The organism is Parazoarcus communis (assembly GCF_003111645.1).
GTDB classification, from domain to species: Bacteria; Pseudomonadota; Gammaproteobacteria; order Burkholderiales; family Rhodocyclaceae; genus Parazoarcus; species Parazoarcus communis_A.
In genome coordinates this window covers 1,788,566-1,809,748 of the sequence record NZ_CP022187.1, presented here as the reverse complement: position 1 = coordinate 1,809,748, position 21,183 = coordinate 1,788,566, and the positions used below count along the sequence as shown (strand labels likewise).

19 protein-coding genes are annotated in these 21,183 nt (G+C 63.8%); 12 read left to right on the top strand and 7 right to left on the bottom strand.

Annotation, left to right across the window (positions count from 1 at the left end):
• Nucleotides 1-2: 2 nt before the first annotated feature.
• From CEW83_RS08225 to CEW83_RS08195, 7 genes are all read right to left on the bottom strand, one after another.
• Complete coding sequence (locus CEW83_RS08225) at nucleotides 3-1,067, bottom strand: ABC transporter permease (RefSeq protein ID WP_108948908.1); 1,065 nt, start codon at nucleotides 1,065-1,067, stop codon at nucleotides 3-5.
• Nucleotides 1,054-2,646 carry an ABC transporter ATP-binding protein gene (locus CEW83_RS08220; RefSeq protein ID WP_108951277.1) on the bottom strand — a complete coding sequence of 531 codons (1,593 nt, stop codon included), beginning with the start codon at nucleotides 2,644-2,646 and terminating at the stop codon, nucleotides 1,054-1,056. Before CEW83_RS08220 ends, CEW83_RS08225 begins: the two co-directional genes overlap by 14 nt.
• Nucleotides 2,643-3,725 carry a xanthine dehydrogenase accessory protein XdhC gene (xdhC, locus tag CEW83_RS08215; protein ID WP_108948907.1) on the bottom strand — a complete coding sequence of 361 codons (1,083 nt, stop codon included), beginning with the start codon at nucleotides 3,723-3,725 and terminating at the stop codon, nucleotides 2,643-2,645. The genes CEW83_RS08220 and xdhC overlap by 4 nt, the downstream gene beginning before the upstream one ends.
• The gene (gene xdhB / locus CEW83_RS08210; RefSeq protein WP_108948906.1) at nucleotides 3,722-6,040 is read right to left on the bottom strand and encodes a xanthine dehydrogenase molybdopterin binding subunit; all 2,319 of its coding nucleotides are present in this window, start codon (nucleotides 6,038-6,040) and stop codon (nucleotides 3,722-3,724) included. The genes xdhC and xdhB overlap by 4 nt, the downstream gene beginning before the upstream one ends.
• Nucleotides 6,027-7,595, bottom strand: coding sequence for a xanthine dehydrogenase small subunit (gene xdhA / locus CEW83_RS08205; RefSeq protein WP_108948905.1), 1,569 nt, complete (start codon nucleotides 7,593-7,595; stop codon nucleotides 6,027-6,029). Before xdhA ends, xdhB begins: the two co-directional genes overlap by 14 nt.
• A 132-nt stretch (nucleotides 7,596-7,727) precedes the next feature.
• The gene (locus CEW83_RS08200) at nucleotides 7,728-8,363 is read right to left on the bottom strand and encodes an HNH endonuclease (protein ID WP_234419024.1); all 636 of its coding nucleotides are present in this window, start codon (nucleotides 8,361-8,363) and stop codon (nucleotides 7,728-7,730) included.
• A gap of 123 nt (nucleotides 8,364-8,486) precedes the next feature.
• The gene (locus CEW83_RS08195) at nucleotides 8,487-9,029 is read right to left on the bottom strand and encodes an NUDIX hydrolase (RefSeq protein WP_108948904.1); all 543 of its coding nucleotides are present in this window, start codon (nucleotides 9,027-9,029) and stop codon (nucleotides 8,487-8,489) included.
• A 163-nt stretch (nucleotides 9,030-9,192) separates the two neighbouring features.
• Here CEW83_RS08195 and CEW83_RS08190 point away from each other — a divergent pair, with 163 nt between their 5' ends.
• The 12 genes from CEW83_RS08190 to cheZ all read left to right on the top strand — a co-directional run bounded on the left by CEW83_RS08190 (nucleotide 9,193) and on the right by cheZ (nucleotide 21,122).
• A complete protein-coding gene (locus tag CEW83_RS08190; protein ID WP_108948903.1) occupies nucleotides 9,193-11,169 on the top strand; it encodes a diguanylate cyclase in 1,977 nt (658 codons plus the stop codon).
• Nucleotides 11,170-11,316: 147 nt separating this feature from the next.
• On the top strand, nucleotides 11,317-11,634 hold the full coding sequence (gene flhD, locus CEW83_RS08185) for a flagellar transcriptional regulator FlhD (RefSeq protein WP_108948902.1): 318 nt from the start codon (nucleotides 11,317-11,319) through the stop codon (nucleotides 11,632-11,634).
• 12 nt (nucleotides 11,635-11,646) lie between these two features.
• Nucleotides 11,647-12,204 carry a flagellar transcriptional regulator FlhC gene (gene flhC, locus CEW83_RS08180; RefSeq protein WP_108948901.1) on the top strand — a complete coding sequence of 186 codons (558 nt, stop codon included), beginning with the start codon at nucleotides 11,647-11,649 and terminating at the stop codon, nucleotides 12,202-12,204.
• Nucleotides 12,205-12,340: 136 nt separating this feature from the next.
• Nucleotides 12,341-13,195 carry a flagellar motor stator protein MotA gene (gene motA / locus CEW83_RS08175; RefSeq protein WP_108948900.1) on the top strand — a complete coding sequence of 285 codons (855 nt, stop codon included), beginning with the start codon at nucleotides 12,341-12,343 and terminating at the stop codon, nucleotides 13,193-13,195.
• A 67-nt stretch (nucleotides 13,196-13,262) separates the two neighbouring features.
• On the top strand, nucleotides 13,263-14,282 hold the full coding sequence (gene motB, locus CEW83_RS08170; RefSeq protein WP_108948899.1) for a flagellar motor protein MotB: 1,020 nt from the start codon (nucleotides 13,263-13,265) through the stop codon (nucleotides 14,280-14,282).
• 60 nt (nucleotides 14,283-14,342) lie between these two features.
• Complete coding sequence (locus CEW83_RS08165) at nucleotides 14,343-15,278, top strand: CheR family methyltransferase (protein WP_108948898.1); 936 nt, start codon at nucleotides 14,343-14,345, stop codon at nucleotides 15,276-15,278.
• Nucleotides 15,279-15,287: 9 nt separating this feature from the next.
• Complete coding sequence (locus tag CEW83_RS08160) at nucleotides 15,288-15,899, top strand: chemotaxis protein CheB (RefSeq protein ID WP_234419023.1); 612 nt, start codon at nucleotides 15,288-15,290, stop codon at nucleotides 15,897-15,899.
• A gap of 137 nt (nucleotides 15,900-16,036) precedes the next feature.
• Complete coding sequence (locus tag CEW83_RS08155; protein ID WP_108948897.1) at nucleotides 16,037-17,713, top strand: methyl-accepting chemotaxis protein; 1,677 nt, start codon at nucleotides 16,037-16,039, stop codon at nucleotides 17,711-17,713.
• A gap of 137 nt (nucleotides 17,714-17,850) precedes the next feature.
• Nucleotides 17,851-18,819, top strand: coding sequence for a chemotaxis protein (locus CEW83_RS08150; protein ID WP_108948896.1), 969 nt, complete (start codon nucleotides 17,851-17,853; stop codon nucleotides 18,817-18,819).
• A gap of 9 nt (nucleotides 18,820-18,828) precedes the next feature.
• Entirely contained in the window at nucleotides 18,829-19,788 is a 960-nt protein-coding gene (locus CEW83_RS08145) for a chemotaxis protein (protein WP_108948895.1), read from the top strand.
• Nucleotides 19,789-19,815: 27 nt separating this feature from the next.
• Nucleotides 19,816-20,217: a chemotaxis response regulator CheY gene (gene cheY / locus CEW83_RS08140; RefSeq protein ID WP_108948894.1), complete on the top strand. Its 402-nt coding sequence runs from the start codon at nucleotides 19,816-19,818 to the stop codon at nucleotides 20,215-20,217.
• 32 nt (nucleotides 20,218-20,249) lie between these two features.
• Nucleotides 20,250-21,122 (top strand): protein phosphatase CheZ, encoded by an 873-nt coding sequence (cheZ, locus tag CEW83_RS08135; protein WP_108948893.1) that lies wholly within the window; start codon nucleotides 20,250-20,252, stop codon nucleotides 21,120-21,122.
• Nucleotides 21,123-21,183 lie beyond the last annotated feature (61 nt).

Here is a 21,183-nt window from a genome sequence, read left to right as displayed (position 1 = left end):
CCTCAGGCGGCAACGCGGCCGAACTTCAGCCGGTAGTGGATGAATACGTCCGAACCCAGCAGGAAGAACAGCAGCAGGCCCTGGAACACCAGCGAGATGGAGCTGGGCAGGTTCATGTACTGCTGCACCTGCTCGCCGCCGATGTACAGCAGCGCCATCAGCAGACTGGCAAGCAGGATGCCGAAGGGGTTGAGGCGGCCGACGAAGGCCACGATGATGGCGGCAAAGCCGTAGCCCAGGTTGACCTTGTCGGTGAGCTGCCCCATCGGGCCGGCCACTTCGCTCATGCCCGCAATGCCGGCAGCGGCACCGCCGGTGAGCAGGCCGATCCAGATCATGCGGTTGGCAGAGAAGCCCGCATAGCGCGCGGCCTCGGCCGCTTCGCCTGCGACCCGCATCTTGAAGCCGGTGTAGCTGCGGTTCATGAAGGCGTAGCCGGCGACCAGCGCGGTGAGTGCGATCAGGAAGCCCGCGTGCAGGCGTGTGCCTTCAACAAGAATCGGCAGCAGCGCATGGTCGGCAAACATTGCCGTCTGCGGAAAGTTGAAGCCGTCCGGGTCTTTCCATGGCCCGAACACCAGCCAGGACACGAACAGCTGCGCCACGTAGACCAGCATCAGCGACACCAGAATCTCGTTGGCGTTGAACTTCGTTTTCAGCAGGGCAGGGATGGCGGCCCAGGCTGCGCCGGCGGCCGCACCTGCGAGCACCATTGCGGGCAGCACGAGGCTGCTGTCGGACTCCTGAAAGTACAGGGCCATGCCGGTCGCACCGACGGTGCCGAGCATGAATTGCCCCTCGGCGCCGATGTTCCATACGTTGGCGCGGAAGCCCACTGCGAGACCGATGGCGCACAGCATCAGCGGCGTGGCCTTGAGCAGCAGTTCGGAAACGCCGTAGAGGTCCTTGACCGGGCTGATCAGGAACAGGCGCAGACCTTCGACCGGATCCTTGCCCAGCGAGGAGAAGACGGCCATGCCTGCGATCAGTGTGAGCACGGCCGCCAGCACTGGCGACAGATAGCTCATCAGGCGCGAGACTTCGGCGCGGGGTTCAAGCCTGAGCATGAGCGAGCTCCCCTTTCTGTTCAATTGTTTCGGTTGCGAGCTCGGAGCCAGGCCACAGGCCGCTCATCCACACGCCGATATCCTCTACGGAGGTTTCAGCGGTCGGGCGCAGCGGCGACAGCCTGCCCTTGGCGATGACCGCGATGCGGTCGCAGATCTCGAACAATTCGTCCAGCTCCTCGGAGATGACCAGCACGGCGCAGCCTCGGTTGCGCAGGTCGATGATGGACTGGCGGATGAAGGCGGCTGCGCCGACATCGACACCCCAGGTGGGCTGGGCGCACACCAGCAGCTTGGGCGCCTGCAGGATTTCGCGGCCCATGATGAATTTCTGCAGGTTGCCGCCCGAGAGCGATTTGGCTGGCGAAGGCGCTCCGCCGCACTTGACGCTGAATGATTCGATGCAGTTCTCGGCAAAGGTCCGCGCGCGGCTGAAGGCCAGAAAGCCTCCGCTGACAAAATGCTGCGACTTCGCAGCGGTCAGGATCGCGTTGTCGGCGAGCGACATGGTGGGCACGGCGCCACGGCCGAGGCGCTCTTCTGGCACGAAGCACATGCCAAGCTTGCGCCGCTGGCCGGGGTTCATGCGACCGGCTTCGGTGCCGAGGATCTGCACGGGGAATTTTTCCGACAGCGGTTCCTCGCCCGAGATGGCGCGCAGCAACTCCTGCTGGCCATTGCCCGATACGCCGGCAATGCCGACGATCTCGCCGGCGTGGACGTCGAGGTGGATGTCGCGCAGGTCGGTGGCGAAGGGGTCGGGTGTCGAATGCGACAGCCCGGCAAGGCGGAGGCGGACCTCGTTGCTGGCCTGGCCGGCGCCGTGTTCGCACACCGGCAGGTCCTTGCCGATCATCAGTCGCGCCATCGATTCAGGTGTTTCCTCGCCCGGGCGGCAGTGGCCGGTGACGCGGCCGCCGCGCAGCACGGTGGCGGTGTGGCACAGCTCCTTGATTTCGTCGAGCTTGTGGCTGATGTACAGAATGGAGCAGCCTTCGGCGGCGAGCTGGCGCAGGGTCTCGAACAGTTTGCGCACGGCCTGCGGTGTGAGCACCGAGGTCGGCTCGTCCATGATCAGCAGGCGCGGGTTCTGCAGCAGGCAGCGCACGATCTCCACCCGCTGACGCTCGCCTACCGACAAGGCATGCACATGGCGGCGCGGATCGACCGGCAGGCCGTAGCGCTTGGAGACCTCTTCGATGCGTTGCGCGAGTTCGCCGAGATCGGGCTTGCCCGGCAGGGCGAGGGCGACGTTCTCGACCACGGTCAGGGTTTCGAACAGCGAGAAGTGCTGGAACACCATGCCGATGCCGAGTTCGCGCGCATGTGCCGGGCTATCGACGGTGACGGGCTTGCCTTCCCACTGCATCTCGCCCGAGCTGGGCCGGGTGACGCCGTAGATGATCTTCATCAACGTCGACTTGCCGGCGCCGTTCTCGCCGAGAACGGCATGAATCTCGCCGGGTGCGACTTCGAGATTGACGCCGTCGTTGGCGACCACGGTCGGGTAGACCTTGCGGATGTTGCTCAGTACGAGGCGCGGCGCCGCGCCCGGGGAAGGGCTTGTCTGCTGGGTCATGGTGTCGTGCATGCCTTGGCTGGATGATCTTGCCGGATGTGCCGGACGTTCTGTGGCTTGCTGCGCAGGCTCATGAGCTGCGCGGCAATCGCGATGGCGATGACTTCGGGTTCCTTGCCGACGACGGCGGGGTCGCCGACCGGGCTGACGATGCGGGAGAGTTGCGCTTCGGTGTAGCCGCGGGCGCGCAGCCTGGCTTCGAAGCTGGCGCGCTTGGAGGTCGAGCCGATGAGGCCGAGAAAGCCGAAGTCGCCGCGGTCGAGCCAGGTCCGCACCAGTTCCAGGTCCAGCGCATGGCTGTGCGTGGTGATCAGCACGGCGGTGTTGGCAGGTTGGTGTCGCACTTCGGCTTCCGGCATGTCGGTCAGGACGGGGCGCGTATTCTGCGGCATCCAGGCCAGAAACTCCGACTCGCGCGGGTCGATCCAGGTGACGCGGATCGGCAGGCGGGCGAGGACTTCGATCAGTGCGCGGCCGACATGGCCCGCACCGAACAAGGCCAGGTGCAGCTCCGCCGGGCGCACGAGTTCGATGACGTGGCGCTCGCCGCCAAGGCTGTCGCAGCAGATCATGGCGCTGTCGCCGGCAAGGGTGGCGAGCCCGGCCGCACTGGCGGCGAGCGCAGGATGGCGGCTGTCGGCGCGCAGGCTGGCGAGGCTGGCGACCTGCACGGGCGCGCCCCCGAGGCTGAGGATGCGCACCCAATCGATGTCCTCGTGCGCCAGTGCGCGTGCCTGTTCGACCCATGCACGCTCAGTCGGGCGAACGACGTCGAAGGCAAGATGCACCACACCGCCGCAGCACTGGCCGACGCTGGCCCCAAGCGGAAAGCGCTCGATTCTGGGCGCGGTCGCAAGACCGGCAGCGTCATCGACGATCATGCCGCGCGCAATTTCGATGGCACGCAGTTCGAGGTGACCGCCGCCGATGGTGCCGAAGCTCGAGCCCATGCCGACCAGCATGCGGGCGCCCGGGGCGCGCGGTGCCGAGCCGCGTGTCTCCGCGACGCCGATCCACACCATGGGCTCGCCGGCGCAGAGGCTGGCGGCCAGATGATCGAGCAGGCGTCCGGCAGTCATGGCGTGTGGGCCCGCTGACGGGCGTCGTCCACGCTGCACAGGATCTCTTCGGCGGTGGCCGGCGCGTTGAGCATCGGGGTGACGCGGTAGTCGGCTGACGCAGCCACCGCGTCCTTGATCGCATGCCAGACCGACAGCGCAAGCATGAAGGGTGGCTCGCCGACGGCCTTGGAGCGGAAAATTGAGTCTTCGACGTTGATGGCGCGATCCCACAGGCGGACGTTGAAGATCTTGGGGACATCGGAGACCGCCGGAATCTTGTAGGTGGAGGGCGCATGGGTGCGCAGGCGTCCGCTTGCGTCCCAGTGCAGCTCTTCCATGGTCAGCCAGCCCATGCCCTGAATGAAGCCGCCTTCGACCTGGCCGATATCGATCGCCGGGTTCAGCGACTGGCCGGCGTCGTGCAGGATGTCGGTGCGCAGCACTTTCGACTCGCCAGTCAGCGTGTCGATGGCCACCTCGCTGCACGCAACCCCGTAGGCGTAGTAATAGAACGGGCGGCCCGACAGGGTTTCGCGGTCGTAGGCGATCTTCGGCGTGCGGTAGTAGCCGGTCGCGGACAGCGAGACGCGCGCCATCCACGCCGCATGCACAAGCTCGGCAAAGCTGACGACGGTGGTGCCGGCTTGGATCTGATTGGCGCGGAACTCGACCTGGTCTTCGCGCACGGCGTACTTGGCCGCAGCAAATTCGGTGAGCCGTGCCTTGATCTTGCGTGCAGCGTCCTGTGCCGCCTTGCCGTTGAGGTCGGCACCGCTCGACGCTGCAGTGGCCGAGGCGTTGGGCACGCGCGCGGTATCGGAGGCGGTGACGCGGATGCGGTCGATGTCGATCTGCAGTTCGCGTGCCACGACCTGTGCCACCTTGGTAAACAAGCCCTGGCCCATTTCGGTGCCGCCGTGGTTGAGCAGCACTGTGCCGTCGGTATACACGTTGAGCAGTGCTCCGGCCTGGTTGAGGTGGGTGGCGGTGAAGGAGATGCCGAACTTGACCGGGGTGAGGGCGATGCCGCGGCGGACAACCGGGCTGCTCGCGTTCCACTCGCGGATGGCTTCGCGGCGGGCGCGATAGTCGCAGCCGGCTTCGAGTTCAGCCGTCATCTCGTGGATCACGTTGTCTTCGATGACCTGGCCGTAGTGCGTGGTGTTGCGCTCGGTGGTGCCGTAGTAGTTGAGCTTGCGCACGTCGAGCGGGTCGCGCCCGAGCTTGCGCGCAATGGCGTCGATCACTTCCTCGATGCCGAACATGCCCTGCGGCCCGCCGAAGCCACGAAACGCGGTGTTCGATACCGTATGGGTCTTGCAGCGGTGGGAGTCGATCGCGACGCTGGGCAGGAAGTAGGCGTTGTCGGCATGGAACATCGCGCGGTCGGCAATCGCACCGGTGAGGTCGGCCGAATAGCCGGCACGGGTGGATTGGCGGAAACGCACGCCGAGAATGCGGCCCTCGTCGTCGAAACCGACATGCCAGTCGATGCGGAAGTCGTGGCGCTTGCCGGTGAGCACCATGTCGTCGTCGCGGTCGAGGCGCAGCTTGACCGGGCGCCCGGTGCGCAGCGCGCCGATGGCGGCAATCGCGGCGATCTGCCCGGGCTGGCTTTCCTTGCCGCCGAAGCCGCCGCCCATGCGCCGGCATTCGACGGTGACGTCCTTGGCCTCCAGGCCGAGCGCGTGGGCGACCTGCAACTGGACTTCGCCCGGGTGCTGGCTAGACGAATGCACCTTGAAGGTCCGGTCTTCCTGCGGGATGACGTAGGCGATATGGGTTTCGAGGTAGAAGTGATCCTGCCCGCCGTGGCGCACGGTGCCTTCGAGTTGATGCGGCGCGGCGCCGATGGCCGTATCGACATCGCCCTGCCGGAGGCTGACGTCGGGCAGCACCCGGGTGCCGGCTTCGAGCGCTTCGTCGATGCCGAGCAGCGCGGGCAGGCGGTCGTATTCGACCTTGGCAAGACGGGTGGCGGCGCGGGCGGCGCGCATGTCTTCGGCAAGCACAGCGAACAGCGCCTGGCCATGAAACTGCACTTCTTCGGTTGCGAAGATCGGGTCGTCATGCACGACAGGGCCGAAATCGTTGAGGCCGGGAATGTCGTCTGCGGTGAGCACACAGACCACACCCGGTGCCGCGCGGACGGCCGACAGGTCGATGCTGAGGATGCGGGCATGTGCTTCGGTCGCGAGTCCGATTGCCGCATGCAGCGTGCGTCGCAGTTCGGGCAGGTCGTCTATATAGGTGGCGCTGCCGGTGACGTGCAGCACTGCCGATTCGTGGGGGAGGGCAGCGCCGGCGCTGCCGCGTGCTTCAGTGCTGCGCATGATCGGCCTCCACGCTGTCGATGCGGGTCGGATGACCTGCGAGTTCATGGTGCAGGCGGGTGAGCAGGTTCTGCGCGACGTTCATGCGGTATTCGGCAGACGCACGCATGTCGGACAGCGGCTGAAAGTCGAGTGCGAGCGCGGCGCGGGCATCGCTCAGGGTCGCAGCATCGAAGGGGCGGCCGATGAGCGCGGCTTCCGCGTGGCTGGCGCGCTTGGGCGTTGCGGCCATGCCGCCGAAGGCGAGCCGTGCGCTGCTGACGATGCCGTGATGATGAATGATCGAGAAGCCTGCGAACACCGCCGAGATGTCCTGGTCCTGACGCTTGGAGATCTTCCAGGCGCGGAACAGGTGTTCATCGAGGGGGCCGCGAGCGAGGGGAATCCTGACGCACTGCACGAATTCGCCCGGTGCAAGATCCTTCTTCTGATAACCCAGATAGAGCGCTTCGAGCGGCAGCGCACGGGTGCGATCGCCGTGGCGCAGCACCACCTCGGCGCCAATGGCGATCAGTGCCGGCATCGAGTCGCCGATGGGGCTGCCGTTGGCGATGTTGCCGCACAGCGTGCCGGCGTTGCGGATCGGGCGTGAGGCAAAGCGGCGCCAGAGTTCGGTGAGTTCGGGGTAGTGCGGGAGGATGGCCTCGAAGGCGTCTTCCAGCGTCACGGCGGCGGCAATTTCGAGCCAGCCGTCGGTTTCGGAAATGCGCGTGAGTTCGCGTGCCCGGCCAAGATAGATCAGGTGCGGAAGGGCGCGGAACTGCTTGGTGACCCACAGGCCGACGTCGGTGCTGCCGGCGAGAATGGTCGCGTCCGGGTGGGTGGCGACGCAGCTGGCAAGTTCATCGAGGCCGCGCGGCGCGGTGAAGCGGCCCTCCGCATGGACGATGTCGAGTGTGGCGTCGTCCGCATTCATGCGCACGAGACGGTCGAGCAGGGCCTGTGCCGCGGGGTCGGTTGCGTTCTGCCACTGTGGCGCAGGCAACTCGCCGTCGGGTGCAGGCAGCCGATACATTTCCTGTGCGGCATCCACGATCGGGCGGTAGCCGGTGCAGCGGCACAGGTTGCCGGACAGCGCGTCGGCCACGGCGTCACCGTCAGGTGCGGCCTCGGTCTGGTACAGCCCGAACAGCGACATCACGAAGCCCGGTGTGCAGAACCCGCACTGAGAGCCATGGCAGCTCACCATTGCCGCCTGGGCCGGGTGCAACCCGCCCTTGGCCGCGCGCAGGCTTTCCCCCATGCCACGGATGCCCCCATGCACCGATCCGCCGCCCTTGGCCGCGCGCAGGCTTTCCACCGTGAATAAAGCCTTGCCGTGCAGGGTGGGCAGGAACTGGATGCAGGCGTTGACACTGCGCCAGACCAGCTCGCCGTCACGTGCTTCGGCAACGACCACGGTACAGGCGCCACAGTCGCCTTCGGCACAGCCTTCCTTGGTGCCGGTGCGTCCCTCGTCTTCGCGCAACCAGTTGAGCAGCGTCGTTGTCGGGCTGACCTGATGCAGCCGGATGTCGCGACCGTCGAGGAGGAAATGAAGTTCTGCTGTCGTCATGGCTTGAATTTAGCATCGCCGGCGCTGGCGTGCCGGTGCCCTTGTTTATACAAAGTATTGAAAATGATGGATTTTGTGCGCCAGGTTGGTGCGACGCACAAAACAACGCCCCAGACTGGCGCAATACCCCCGTCAGTCTATGGCGAGAAGCCTGCTCTGACGCGGGAGATGACGGGTCAGGAAATCCATCTGGTCAGCAAGTATGTGGCGATTGCACAAAATCAGGTACTCGGCCTTGTTCGGCACATAGGGCGCATAAAGCAGCGCCATTCTCGCCTGTTCGGGGGTGCGTCCGCTCTTGCGCTGGTTGCAGGGCCGGCAGGCTGTGACCACGTTCATCCACACGTCGCGGCCGCCGCGGGAAACCGGCATCACGTGATCGCGGGTGAGCTGGCTGCCCGGCAGGCGATGTCCGCAGTAGGCGCAGAGGAACTGATCGCGCCGGAACAGTTCGCGGTTGCTGAGTGGAGGCACCTTGGTGAGCGCCGCCGGGCGCTGCGTGCGTCCCTTGATGGCGATGATGCTCTGGGTGGTGATCTGCGATCGTTGTCCGGTGAGACGCGAGGTGCCGCCGAGGAAGCTGAAGGAATGGTCGCCAATGCTCCAGGCCACGAGATCACGCGCATGGTAGTGACATGCAGCCTGCCACGAGATCCAGCGATAGGGGGCACCGTTCATGTCGAGCGACAGGATCCACGGATGCTGGCCATCCTCATGAATGGCCAATCCGTCCGGGCCCAGCAGCGTCGCTCCATGTTCGATCAGCACGCGTCCTCCGTTACCTCTGGGGGGGCGCACCGAAACGCGGCGCACCACGTTTGTGAATGAAAACAGACAACTCCCTGCAGCGCAAGCTGTCCCGGGGGCTGCAGCGCGCGCAGAGGCCGGGTTTCAGGTTTTTGGCGCAGGCCCGATGCTGCCGGTGTGGAAAGACCACTTGCCACTGCGACGGTCTTCAAAGAAGTGTCGCAGGCTCAGAGCGATGGTGCGAAAGGCAATGTCGTCCCACGGAATGTCCGCTTCTTCGAACAGTGCGACTTCGAGTGACTCTTCGCCGGGGCGGAAATCGAGGTCGAGCAGGCGGGCGCGATACACGATATGAACCTGACTGATATGGGGAACGTCGATCAGGGTGAACATTTCGCCCAGTTCGATCCGCGCGCAGGCCTCTTCGAGCGTTTCACGCACAGCGCCTTGTGCGGTGGTTTCATTGTTCTCCATGAAACCCGCGGGCAAGGTCCACTTGCCATAACAGGGTTCAATCGCGCGCCGGCACAGCAGGATGCGGTCTCCCCACTCGGCCAGCGCGCCGACGACCAGCTTTGGGTTCTGGTAGTGGATCGTGCCGCAGTTGTCGCAGACATGGCGTGGCAAGGCATCGCCCGGGGGGATGCGTAAATCGACAGCGGCACCGCAGCTTGAGCAGAACTTCATGGGAGGGCTTCCTGTGTACGATGCCAATTCTAACAGGCCCGCGCAGCGCCAATCGGTATCGAAACATCGGGTCGGCACCGCTCCGCGTGTATGCGATCTGTACAAGATATCGTCGTTAGCGTTTATGCTAGCGATCAGGGTCCAATTCACTTCTTGCGAGAACATGCCTCCTTCGATCGACATGAACCGTTTTGCGCAGCTTAAGGCAACGGGCGATCTTCCTTCCCCACGCGGGGTTGCGCTCGCGATCATTCGCATGACGCAAAGCGACGATGTGTCGGTGGCAGAGCTGGCGCGGGTGATCAAGGGCGACCCCGCTTTTGTGGGCCGTATCATCAAGGCCGCCAACGGTCTGACCGGGCCGCAGCGGCGTTCGGTCGTGTCGGTGCAGGAAGCCCTGATGGTGCTGGGCATGCCTGCGGTGCGAACGATGGCGCTCGGTTTTTCGCTGCTGTCGAGCTACCGCAAGGGTGCATGCGCCAGCTTTGATTACGTGCGCTTCTGGTCATCTTCGCTGGTCATGGCTCTGTCGATGCAAACGCTGGTTCAGCGTCTGCGCGTGGTCGCCGCCGACGAGGCCTTCTCGGTCGGGCTGCTTGCTCGGATCGGCGAGCTGGCGATGGCTACCGTGTATCCGGTTGAGTATGGCCGCCTGCTGCTTGAGATCCAGCGCAATCCGGATCGGCGTCTGCTCGATCTGGAGCGGGAGGCGCTGGCGATGACCCACCGCGAGCTGGGTGCGGCCATGCTGGTGGATTGGGGATTGCCGCCGGTCTTCTCCGAGCCGGTGCGTTTCTTCGAACAGACCGAGCGTGCGGCCTTCGCACCCGAGAGTCGCGAAGCGACGATGATGCAATGTCTCGTGCTGTCCCGGGCCGTCGCGGAGATCTGCCTTGCCGTAGAGGCCGATCAGCCAGCGCTGATGGGGATGGTTCTGAAGCTGGCCTTGCGCCTCGGATACAGCCGCGATGAGTTCGTCTGTGCCTGCAGCGACATCGCGCGCCAATGGGTCGAATGGGGCAAGCTGCTGCAGATCGACACGGTTACGCCGCCACAGTTCTCGGAGCTGTGCCCGGGTGACGGGGGCGATGCGGGCGCTGCTGTGAAGTCCGGCGAAGATGCAGCGCCGGAGGTGAGTGTTGCGGTTGAAGCCGCTCCGCAGAGCCCGAGTGCGGCTTTGCGTGTCCTGCTGGTGGATGACGAGGCGAGCAGTCGTGACCAGTTGCGCGAAGTGCTTGACGGCGAGGGGCATCGTCTGTTCGAAGTCCGCCCCGGGCAGCAGGTGCTGGAGGCGGTTGTCGAGCTTCAGCCGCACATGATGGTGATCGATTGTGGTGTGTTCGGTGCTGAAAGCGAACGGCTGATTCGTGCCCTGCGTGCCACCCGCGTGGGGCGCCGGATGTACATCCTGCTGCTTGCGCCGAACGATGACGACGATCGCCTGATCGATGCGTTCGAGTCAGGCGCAGACGATTTTCTGCTCAAGCCGTTCCGCCCCAAGGTGCTTACCGCACGTTTACATGCAGGGCAGCGCGTCGTGAGACTGCAGCAGGAACTTGAGCGCGACCGCGAGGAAGTCCGGCATTTTGCCGCCGAGCTTGCGATCTCGAACAGGCGATTGCAGGAAGTGGCGTTGACCGATGCGCTGACCGGGTTCCCGAACCGTCGCTATGCCATTGATCGCATGCACCAGGAATGGGTGACCGCTACCCGCAACCGCCGGCCGCTGTCGTGCATGATCATCGATCTCGATGGGTTCAAGCTCATCAACGACACGCACGGGCACGATGTCGGCGACATGGTCCTGCGCCAGGCGGCGGATGCCTTGCGCGAGGCCTTGCGCGGGCAGGACGTGATCTGTCGAACGGGTGGCGACGAGTTTCTGGTGATCTGTCCGGAGACCGGGCTGACCTCGGCCATGATCTGTGCCGAGCGCTTGCGTGCGTCGGTGGACGCACTGCTGATCGAGACCGGTGGTCCCGCGCTTGAACTGACGGTCAGCATCGGGGTGGCGATGCGTGATGGCGCGATGGCCGATCTCGATGCGCTGATCAAACAGGCCGACCGTGGTGCTTACATGGCGAAGCGCCAGGGCCGAAATCGCGTCGCCTCTGTGCAGCAACCGGAAGCACCGGCCTGATTTTTGCCCGTTTGGCATGAGCTGGGCTGAAGGGATGTTGTTTGTTTGCAACAGCATTGACCCCCATTGCGGCATGGGAAAGCTTGCGGATGTTCAGAAATTACTTTAACTTCAAAGCCGCTTGTCCCTGAAAGGGAGTCATTTTTCATGAAACGCCCCGATTTTCAGGCAGAGATTCGCGAACTGAACCTGGCCTATCTGATGCTGGCGCAGCAGATGTTGCGCAGTGATCGGGAAACGGCAATGTTCAGGCTTGGCATGGGCGAGGCGTTTGCCGACCTGATAGAGGGGCTTTCCGCAGCGAAGCTCGTGCGCATGTCCAACAATCAGATGTTGATGCCGCAGTTCCGATTCAACGATGAGCAACTTGGCCGCCTGATGGCGGGCGAGGGCCGCGATCAGGCAAGCTCCAGTCTGCATGCAGCGATCATCGCTGCCGGCAAGGCTGCCGAGGAAGCTGCCTGAGGAGAAGAGAAAATGAAGAACAAACGGATTATCGACGAAGCGGACGACATTCGTCGCGCGGTGGAAATGGTGCAGCTCGGCGCGCGCATGCAGATGCTCGAGGTCGAAACCCAGCTCAGCCGCGAGAAGCTGCTCAAGATCTACAAGGAAGTTCGCGGGGTGTCGCCACCCAAGGGCATGCTGCCGTTTTCGACCGACTGGTTCATGACCTGGCAGCCCAACGTGCACTCGTCGCTGTTCATGGGCTTCCATCGCTTCTTCGAGAAGAAGGCTGGTGTCAGTGGTCTCCAAGCGATCCTGAAGTCCTATCATCTCTATCTCGATCAGATCGAGGCCGAGCAGATGGAGCCGGTGCTCAGCCTGACCCGCGCGTGGACCCTGGTCCGCTTCTTTGATGCCGACCTGCTGCACATGGCGGGCTGTACCTGTTGCGGCGGGCACTTTGTGGCCCATGCATACGACCCGACGCAGGCCTATGTCTGCGGTCTGTGCAACATGCCTTCGCGTGCAGGCAAGACCAAGCGGACGGCGGTGCGCAAGACCAAGGTCAGGGATACGGTTGCGGCCTGACGCTGCCGTTTTCAACAGAAAGGCTGCCTGATCCGGAGGCAGCCTTTTTTTCGTACCCGGAGTTCAAGTTTTTACTCTGCGGGCCGTTACAATTTTGCATTCCCAACCGACCCGTGCTTCCAGCCTGGAGTAAGCAGTGTTTCTGATCATCGGCTACGTCATCATTCTCGCCGCGTCGATCGGCACCTATGCGGTGCACGGCAGCCTGCTCGCACTGTGGGTGCCTCTTGAGTACATCGCCATTTTCGGCCTGATGATCGGCGGCTTCGTGGCCGGAAACGGGCCGAAGGCACTCAAGGCCACGCTGGGCTCGCTGAGCATGGCGGTCAAGGGCTCAAAGTACAATCGCGCGCTTTACGTCGATTTGCTGGCGATGCTGTTCGAGATCCTGGCCAAGGTGCGCAAGGAAGGCCTGATGTCGATCGAGAACGACATCGAGAACCCGGATTCGAGCCCGATCTTTTCGAAGTATCCGAGCGTGACATCGGACCACCATGTGGTCGAGTTCCTGTGCGACTACCTGCGCATGATGGTGGGCGGCAACCTGAATGCGTTCGAGATCGAGAACCTGATGGACATGGAGATCGAGACCCATCACCAGGAAGCGCATGTGGCGCCCCATATCGTGTCCAAGGTCGCCGATTCGGTGCCGGCCTTCGGTATCGTGGTGGCGGTGATGGGCGTGGTGAACGTGATGGGCTCGGTGGGTGAGCCGCCGGCGGTGCTGGGCAAGATGATCGGCGGCGCGCTGGTCGGTACCTTCCTCGGTATTCTCGTGTCCTACGGTTTCGTGGCCCCGCTTGCGAGCCAGATCGAGCAGAAGGTCGAAGAGGGTGGAAAGATCTACCAGGTGATGAAGGTGGTGCTGCTGGCGAGCATGAACGGCTATGCACCGCAGGTGGCGGTCGAGTTCGGACGCAAGGTGCTGTACGCCTCCGATCGGCCGACCTTTACCGAACTCGAAGAAGAAATCAAGAACCGCAAGGGCTGAGGCAGGGCATGGCGGAAACAGGCTTCGTGCTGGTGCGTTCTGATCCGGTTCCGGTCGGGGTGGAGTCGTGAGCGACGAAAGCCAGCAACCAATCATCGTCAAGCGCATCAAGAAGGGCGGCGGTGGCGCGCACGGCGGTGCCTGGAAGATTGCGTATGCCGACTTCGTGACCGCAATGATGGCGTTCTTCCTGCTGATGTGGCTGCTCGGCTCGACCGCGCAGGGCGACCTGGAAGGCATCGCCGATCACTTCCAGAATCCGCTCAAGCTGGCGATGGCTGGCGGCGAGGGCTCGGGAGACAGCTCGAGCATCATCAAGGGCGGTGGCGAGGATCTGTCGCGCAAGGTGGGGCAGGTCAAGCGTGGCGATACGCCGAGCACCCGTGCCATCAACGTTGACGCTGCGCGCGACCGGACCCCGTCCGATCCTGCCGATGGCGGTGCCGAAGAGGCGGAGCTGCGTCGCGAGCGCGCCCGGCTGGTCGATCTCAAGGGGCGCATCGAAGCCATCATCGAGGCCGACCCCCAGCTCCGGCAGTTCAAGGAGCAGATCCTGATGGACATCACCTCGGAGGGGCTGCGCATCCAGCTGGTGGACGAACAGAACCGGCCGATGTTTACCTCCGCAAGTGCCAACCTTCAGCCCTATACGCGCGACCTGCTGCGTTCGATCGGGCGTGCGCTCAATGACGTGGACAATCGCATCAGCCTCTCGGGTCATACCGACTCGGCGCGCTATGCTGGCGGCGATCGCGGCTTCTCCAACTGGGAACTGTCCAGCAACCGAGCGAATGCTTCGCGCCGCGAACTCGTCAGCGGTGGCCTCGAGGTGGCCAAGGTGGTGCGTGTGGTGGGGCTTGCCGACACCATTCCGCTCCGAAAGGAAGACCCGCTCGATCCGATCAACCGCCGCATCAGCATCATCGTACTCAACAAGCGCACCGAAGCCGCCATTCGCGGCGAGGGTGGCAACCTCGATGTCAGCGCGTCAGCGCCGCTCGATCCTGCGACGCTGACGCGCGACGGCAGCAGTGGATCGGCTGCGCAGGGAATCATCCCGAATATCCGCCCGGCACTGGGACGATAAGAAACAGCGGCATTGAGCGCCGTGTGTGCGTTCATTGCGCGCACTTGAAGAGGTGCATGCATGGTTTTCGATCCTCCGCCGCGGCGGTCCTTGTCGCCAGCAGGCTCCGCACCGGATGCGCCTCGGCGCGCGCTGTTCCCGCCTGCCGCCTCTGCGCCCGGCCTGGCTGCGCGCGATCGCGAGTTCGAGTTTACGTCGGCCGATTTCGAGCGCATCCGTACCCTGATCCATCAGCACGCGGGCATTGCGCTGTCGTCGGCCAAGCAGGACATGGTCTACAGCCGCCTCGCGCGCCGTCTGCGCAGTTGCGGCGATCGCACGTTTGCGCAGTATCTGGCCAGACTCGAACGCGACCGGGCGGAGTGGGAGACCTTCGTCAACTCCTTGACCACCAACCTCACCTCCTTCTTTCGTGAAGCCCACCACTTCGACATCCTCGCCGATCAGCTCCGCCAGGTCGGCGAGAAGCGGACGATCCGGATCTGGTGCAACGCAGCCTCGACCGGGGAAGAACCGTATTCGCTGGCGATGACAGCGTGCGAGGCGTTCAACTCCCTCACGCCGCCGGTGCAGATCCTTGCCAGCGATATCGACACCTCGGTACTGGCGCACGGAGAGGCGGGCATCTACCGGCAGGATCGTATCGATCGCCTGTCCGACGCGCGCAAGAGCCGGTTCTTCACCCCGCGCAGTGGCGCTGACGCCGGGACGTTCGAGATCCGCCCGGAGCTGCGCCGCCTGGTCAGCTTTCGCCGCATCAACCTGCTGGACCCCATGTGGCCGGTGCAGGGACCGCTGGATGCGATCTTCTGCCGCAACGTGATGATCTACTTCGACAAGCCCACCCAGTACGGCATTCTCAAGCGCATCGTTCCGCTGCTGCGCCCCGACGGACAGTTGTATGCCGGGCACTCGGAGAGTTTCATGCACGCCGCAGACCTCGTGCGTTCGCGCGGGCGCACGGTGTACGTGCGGCTCGACTCGCCCTTGCGCTGAGGTGCCGGCGTGAGTCACTTTTTCGGCGCAACAGCGGGTGGCAGCATCGTCTTCATCGGCGCCTCGACCGGTGGCACCGAGGCGATCCGCGAAGTGCTTACGGGGCTGCCTGCGAGCATGCCCGCGATCATGATCGTCCAGCACATGCCGGAGATGTTTACCGGCTCCTTTGCGCGCCGGCTCGACGGCTTGTGTGCGCTGCGGGTCAAGGAGGCCGAGCACGGCGAGCGTGTCGAGCCCGGAACCGTCTACATTGCGCCCGGTCATTCGCACCTGAGCATTCGTCGCGGGGGGGCGGGTTTTCAGTGTGAGCTGGCGAAGTCCGATCCGGTCAATCGGCACCGGCCTTCGGTTGATGTGCTTTTTCACTCGGCGGCAGCGGTGCTTGGACGCGCTGCCGTCGGCGTGCTGCTGACCGGCATGGGGCGGGATGGTGCGGCGGGCCTGCTGCGCATGTCCCAGGGCGGGGCGTGGACGATCGCGCAGGATGAGGCTTCCTGTGTGGTGTACGGCATGCCACGCGAAGCAGCGCTGCTGGGCGCTGCGCGCGAAATCGTCAGTCTGACCGACATCGCAGGGCGTATTCAGGTGCGGCTTGCGGCCCAGGGCGCGGGCACCTGAGCGCTATTTCCGGTCATGTTGCGGATCAGGGCTAAAGAAGTGCTGGGTCCGCGCCGATAGCTGAAGACATTGAAGCTGCGCCGCAAGCGCGCGGCCTGTGATGAGATATGCGGCAGTGAGCGCGAGAGGAGAGGGAGATGAGGATGTGGTCGGTTTGCATCATGCTGGGCCTGCTGGCAGGCCTCGGAGGCGGCATTGTTGCCGCGATCGACCCGGCGCCGGCGTGGATTGCGATGACTGCACATGCGCTTGTCGGTGTTGCGGTCGCTGCGCTTGCCGCCATGCTGCTGAAGCTGCGTTTCGGCTCGCCGCTCGGTGACTTTGCCGCGACGCTGCGGAAAACCTACGAGGATGGCGATCTGTCGCGGCGTGCGGCGACGACGACCGGACCCCTGTCCGACTGCATCGAGCACTACAACCGCCTTATTGCGAGCTTTCAGGGCATCGTCGGCAAGGTGATCTACGACGCCCAGCGTGTGGCGGAAAAGGCCGAAACGCTGTCGTCGCTCGCTGCCGGCGTGGCCGAGGGATCGACGTCGCAACGCAGTGCGTCGGAACAGATGGCGCAGGCAGTCGAGGAGATGACGACCGGCGTGAATGCGATCGCCGGTCATGCGTCGCAAACGGCCCGGAATGCGCAGGAGGCACGGGAGTTGTCGATCGAGGGCGCACGGGTGGTGTCCAGCGCCTCTTCCGAGATCGACCTGATTGCCCGCTCGGTGGAGCAGTCCGCACAGGTGATCTCGGCGCTTGGCGAACGCTCGCAGGCCATCAGCGGCATCGTGAAGGTGATCCGCGAGATTGCCGATCAGACCAATTTGCTCGCCCTCAATGCGGCGATCGAGGCTGCGCGTGCTGGCGAGCAGGGCCGGGGTTTTGCGGTGGTCGCCGACGAGGTGAGAAAACTGGCGGAGCGGACGTCTGCTGCCACGAGTGAGATCGGCACGATGATCGCCGCCATCCAGACGGAAACCGGGGCAGCAATTGTTTCCATCAAGCAGGGCAGCGAGCAGGCCCGCGCCGGCGCCGAGCTTGCGCGTCAGGCGGCCAGTTCCCTTGAGCAGATCAATCGTGGCGCTCAGCAGACCATGGAGCGGGTGGATGAAATCGCGCAGTCCATCTCCCGGCAGGGGGATGAGGCCGACAAGGTGGTCGGAAACGTCCGCCAGATCATGAGCATGGTCGAGCGCAATGCCGACGGTGCGGCGAAGACGCTCGACGAGGCGCACGAGCTCGACAGCCTGGCGCTCAACCTGCACGAGATCAGCAACGTGTTCCGTCTCGGTGCCGAAGGCGAGAAGGCCATGGCCACCCACAAGATGATGCCCGCGATCGTTCAGCAGGCCGCGCGCGAACTCGGGCGGCTCATGGAGCAGGCGATTGCGGCAGGGCAGATCACGGCCGACGCCCTGTTCGACCAGGCCTCCCAGCCCATTCCCAATACCCGGCCGCAGAAATACACGACGCGTTTCGATGCATTCACCGACAAGCTGTTTCCCCGCGTTCAGGAGGCGATCCTGCAGAAGCACGGTGAAATCATCTACGCCATCGGCTGCGACAGGCGTGGCTACGTTCCAACCCATAACACGCGTTTTTCCCAGCCCCTGACCGGGGACTACGACAAGGACTTCGTCGGCAACCGCAGCAAGCGAATCTTTGACGATCCGGTGGGCAAGCGCTGTGGCGCGCATGAACTGCAGTTCCTGATCCAGACCTATCGCCGCGATACTGGCGAGATCATGCACGACATCTCGGCGCCGGTGTATGTTAATGGCCGCCAGTGGGGCGGATTTCGCATGGGCTATCAGGCTTGAAGGCTGCACTTGCCCCGGTGTCCGGGGCACAATGTCGGCCTCTTGCTAAAGTCTGATCCCTTCGGGTCGATACACTACACAACAGCGCTACCGGTCGCGTTGACCGGGCCAGCAGCCGCAAGCGTGCGGAGAACGAAATGTCCGAGTTACTGAAGAATATCGATGCCCGTACCCGCCTTGCGGGGACCAACAAGCTGGAGATCCTGCTGTTTACGCTGGGTACTGATCAAAACACAGGCCGGCGCGAGACTTTCGGCATCAACGTTTTCAAGGTGCGTGAGGTCATGCGTACGCCGGCCATCACTGCCGCGCCGGAGATGCCCGCATCGGTCGTGGGCATGGTCAGCCTGCGCGGCGCACTTGTGCCGGTGGTTGATCTGGCACGCTACGTTGGCGTGGGGGCCGACACGCCGCGCGACATCATGATCGTAACCGAGTACAACGGCCACACCCAAGGCTTCCTGGTCGAAGCGGTCGACACCATTCTGCGCCTGGACTGGTCGCAGATGCGGGTGCCGCCCGACATGCTGACCGCCAACATGGGCGGCCTGGTCACCGCCGTCACCGAATTGCCGGAGAACCGCCTGGTGATGCTGCTCGATGTCGAAAAGGTGCTGTCGGAGACGACCCGCTACGACGACAGCCACATGTTCAAGGACATCGCACCAATCGACAATGGCGGCGAACATCTGGTGCTGTTCGCCGACGATTCGTCGGTGGCGCGCAAGCAGATCTGCCAGACGCTCGATGTGCTCGGTGTGAAGTACATCTCGGCCGTAAACGGGCGTCGTGCGTGGGAAGAGCTCAAACTGATGGCTGCGCAGGCCGAAGCTGCCGGGCGGAAGGTGAGCGATACACTGAGCCTGGTGCTGACCGATGTCGAAATGCCCGAGATGGACGGATATATCCTGACCCGCAACATCAAGGGCGACCCGCGTTTCGAGGGCGTGCCGGTGGTAATGCATTCCTCACTGTCGGGCATGTCGAACCAGCAGCTTGGCAAGTCGGTCGGTGTGGATGAATACGTTCCCAAATTCGAACCGCAGCGCCTGTCGCAGACGCTGCGTCGCCTGATCAGCCGCAACGTGGCGCCGGTCAGGAAGTGAGGTGAATCAATGTTGAGTCTCGACCAGAAAGAAGATACCGCCCTGCTCGATTCGGTAGACGGCCGCACCATGCTGGCCGGCTCGAACCGCATGGAGATCCTGCTGTTTTCGCTCGGTACCAGCGAGACCTTCGGGATCAACGTGTTCAAGGTGCGCGAGGTGTCCAAGACGCCCTTCATCACCAAGGCACCCAACATGCCGCGCGGTGTGGAGGGGCTGATCTCCCTGCGTGGCAACGTCATTCCGGTGCTGTCCCTGGCCAAGATCCTCGGCCTGAGTGCGCCCGGCGATGCCCTCGGCGGCTCGATGATGGTGACCGAGTACAGCAAGCGCACCCTCGGCTTTCTGGTGAAGGAGGTCGACCGCATCATCCGCGTCGAATGGGACAAGGTGCGTACGCCTGACAACGTGTCGTCGAACAGTCAGAACTACATCACTGCGATCACGGAGCTGGCCGATGGCAAGCTGGTGTCGATCCTCGATGTCGAGACCATTCTGGCCAATACCTTCGGTGAGGCGATTGTCGGCAACATCAGTCCGCTGCATGGTGGCGATGACGTGAACGTGTTCTTCGTGGATGACTCCGCTGTTGCGCGGCGCAAGATCGCCGAGGTGCTCGACAAGCTGGGTGTCCGCCACAAGCATGCGCAGAACGGGCTCGAGGCGTGGACGCGGCTGGAAGGCATGGCAGCGCACGCCCAGCAGATGGGGCATCACGTCGGTGATGAGATCGATCTCATCATGGTCGATGCGGAGATGCCCGAAATGGACGGTTATGTGCTGACACGCAATATCAAGAACGACGGCCGCTTCGACGGAATTCCTGTCGTGATGCACTCCTCCCTGTCATCGGAAGCGAATCGGGCGATGGGGAAAAGGGTCGGTGTGGATTCATACGTGGCAAAATTCGACGCTGATGTTCTCGCCGAGACCTTGCGGCCGCTGCTCCAGCGCGCACGCCAGGCTTGATCGTGAACGGGCACAACGGAGAATGAGATGGCTGACCCAAAACTGAAATTTCTGGTCGTGGATGATTTCTCGACCATGCGCCGCATCGTGCGCAACCTGCTCAAGGAGTTGGGTTACACCAATGTCGACGAGGCTGAAGATGGCGTGGCTGCACTGCAAAAGCTCAGCGCCTCCCCCTTCGATTTCGTCGTGACCGACTGGAACATGCCCAACATGGATGGCCTGACCCTGTTGCAGACCATCCGCCGAACGCCGCAACTGAAGCATCTTCCGGTGCTGATGATCACGGCCGAAGCCAAGAAGGAAAACATCATCGCAGCCGCGCAGGCCGGAGCCAACGGCTACATCGTCAAGCCTTTCACTGCTGCGACCATGTCCGAGAAGCTGGAGAAAATCTTCGAGAAGCTCGGCAAGAGTGCAGCTGCCTGACGGGCAGCACGAACCAGATAGGGAGCCAGGAAATGGCGAAGCGGATGAAATTTGACGAAGCGAGTGATTCGGATGAACTGCAGGCCCTGTTCGACAGCATCGCGTCGACCCAGGCCGAGCCCGAACCCGTACTCCAGCGTCCAGTGCCCGCACCGGCAGCAGCCCCCGAGACGGACGACAACGACGAACTGCAGGCGCTGTTCGACTCCGTTGCCGCCGAATTCGACGTATCCGCGGGTGCTGAGCCCGACGTGCAATTACCGGAGCCGGCGCCTGCCGCCGCAGAGCAGGATGCAGCGGCCCCGGAAGCTGTCTTCAATCGCATCGGTCAGATGACGCGCAAGGTGCACGACTCGCTCCTCGAGCTCGGATTCGATTCTGCCCTGCAGGAGGTCGCGCAGGCGATGCCCGATGCACGTCAGCGCCTGACCTACATCGCGCAGATGACCGAACAGGCGGCGAGCAGGGTGCTGAACGCTACCGATGTGGCCAAGCCGATTCAGGACAAGCTCGAAAGCGATGCCGATGCACTGCGCGCGAGGTGGGACCGACTGTACGCGAACGAACTCTCGGTCGAAGAGTTCAAGGCGTTGGCGGGCGAGACCCGGGGCTTTCTGTCCGCCGTCAGCGACGGCAGCCGCGCCACGAATGCGCAGCTGCTTGAGATCATGATGGCGCAGGATTTCCAGGATCTCACCGGCCAGGTCATCAAGAAAGTGGTCGACATGGCGCAGACCCTGGAGTCGCAACTGCTCGAGGTTCTGCTCGAGGTTGCGCCCGCCGAGAAGCGCAACGAAAAGAATGCCGGGCTGATGAATGGCCCGGTGGTAAGCAGCGAAGGCCGCGATGACGTGGTGACCAGCCAGGGGCAGGTCGATGACCTCCTCGAGAGCCTGGGTTTCTGATCTGCACGCCGGCCGCACGGGCATTCTGACCCGGCGGCCCGAACGTGAATGGGAGCGATAG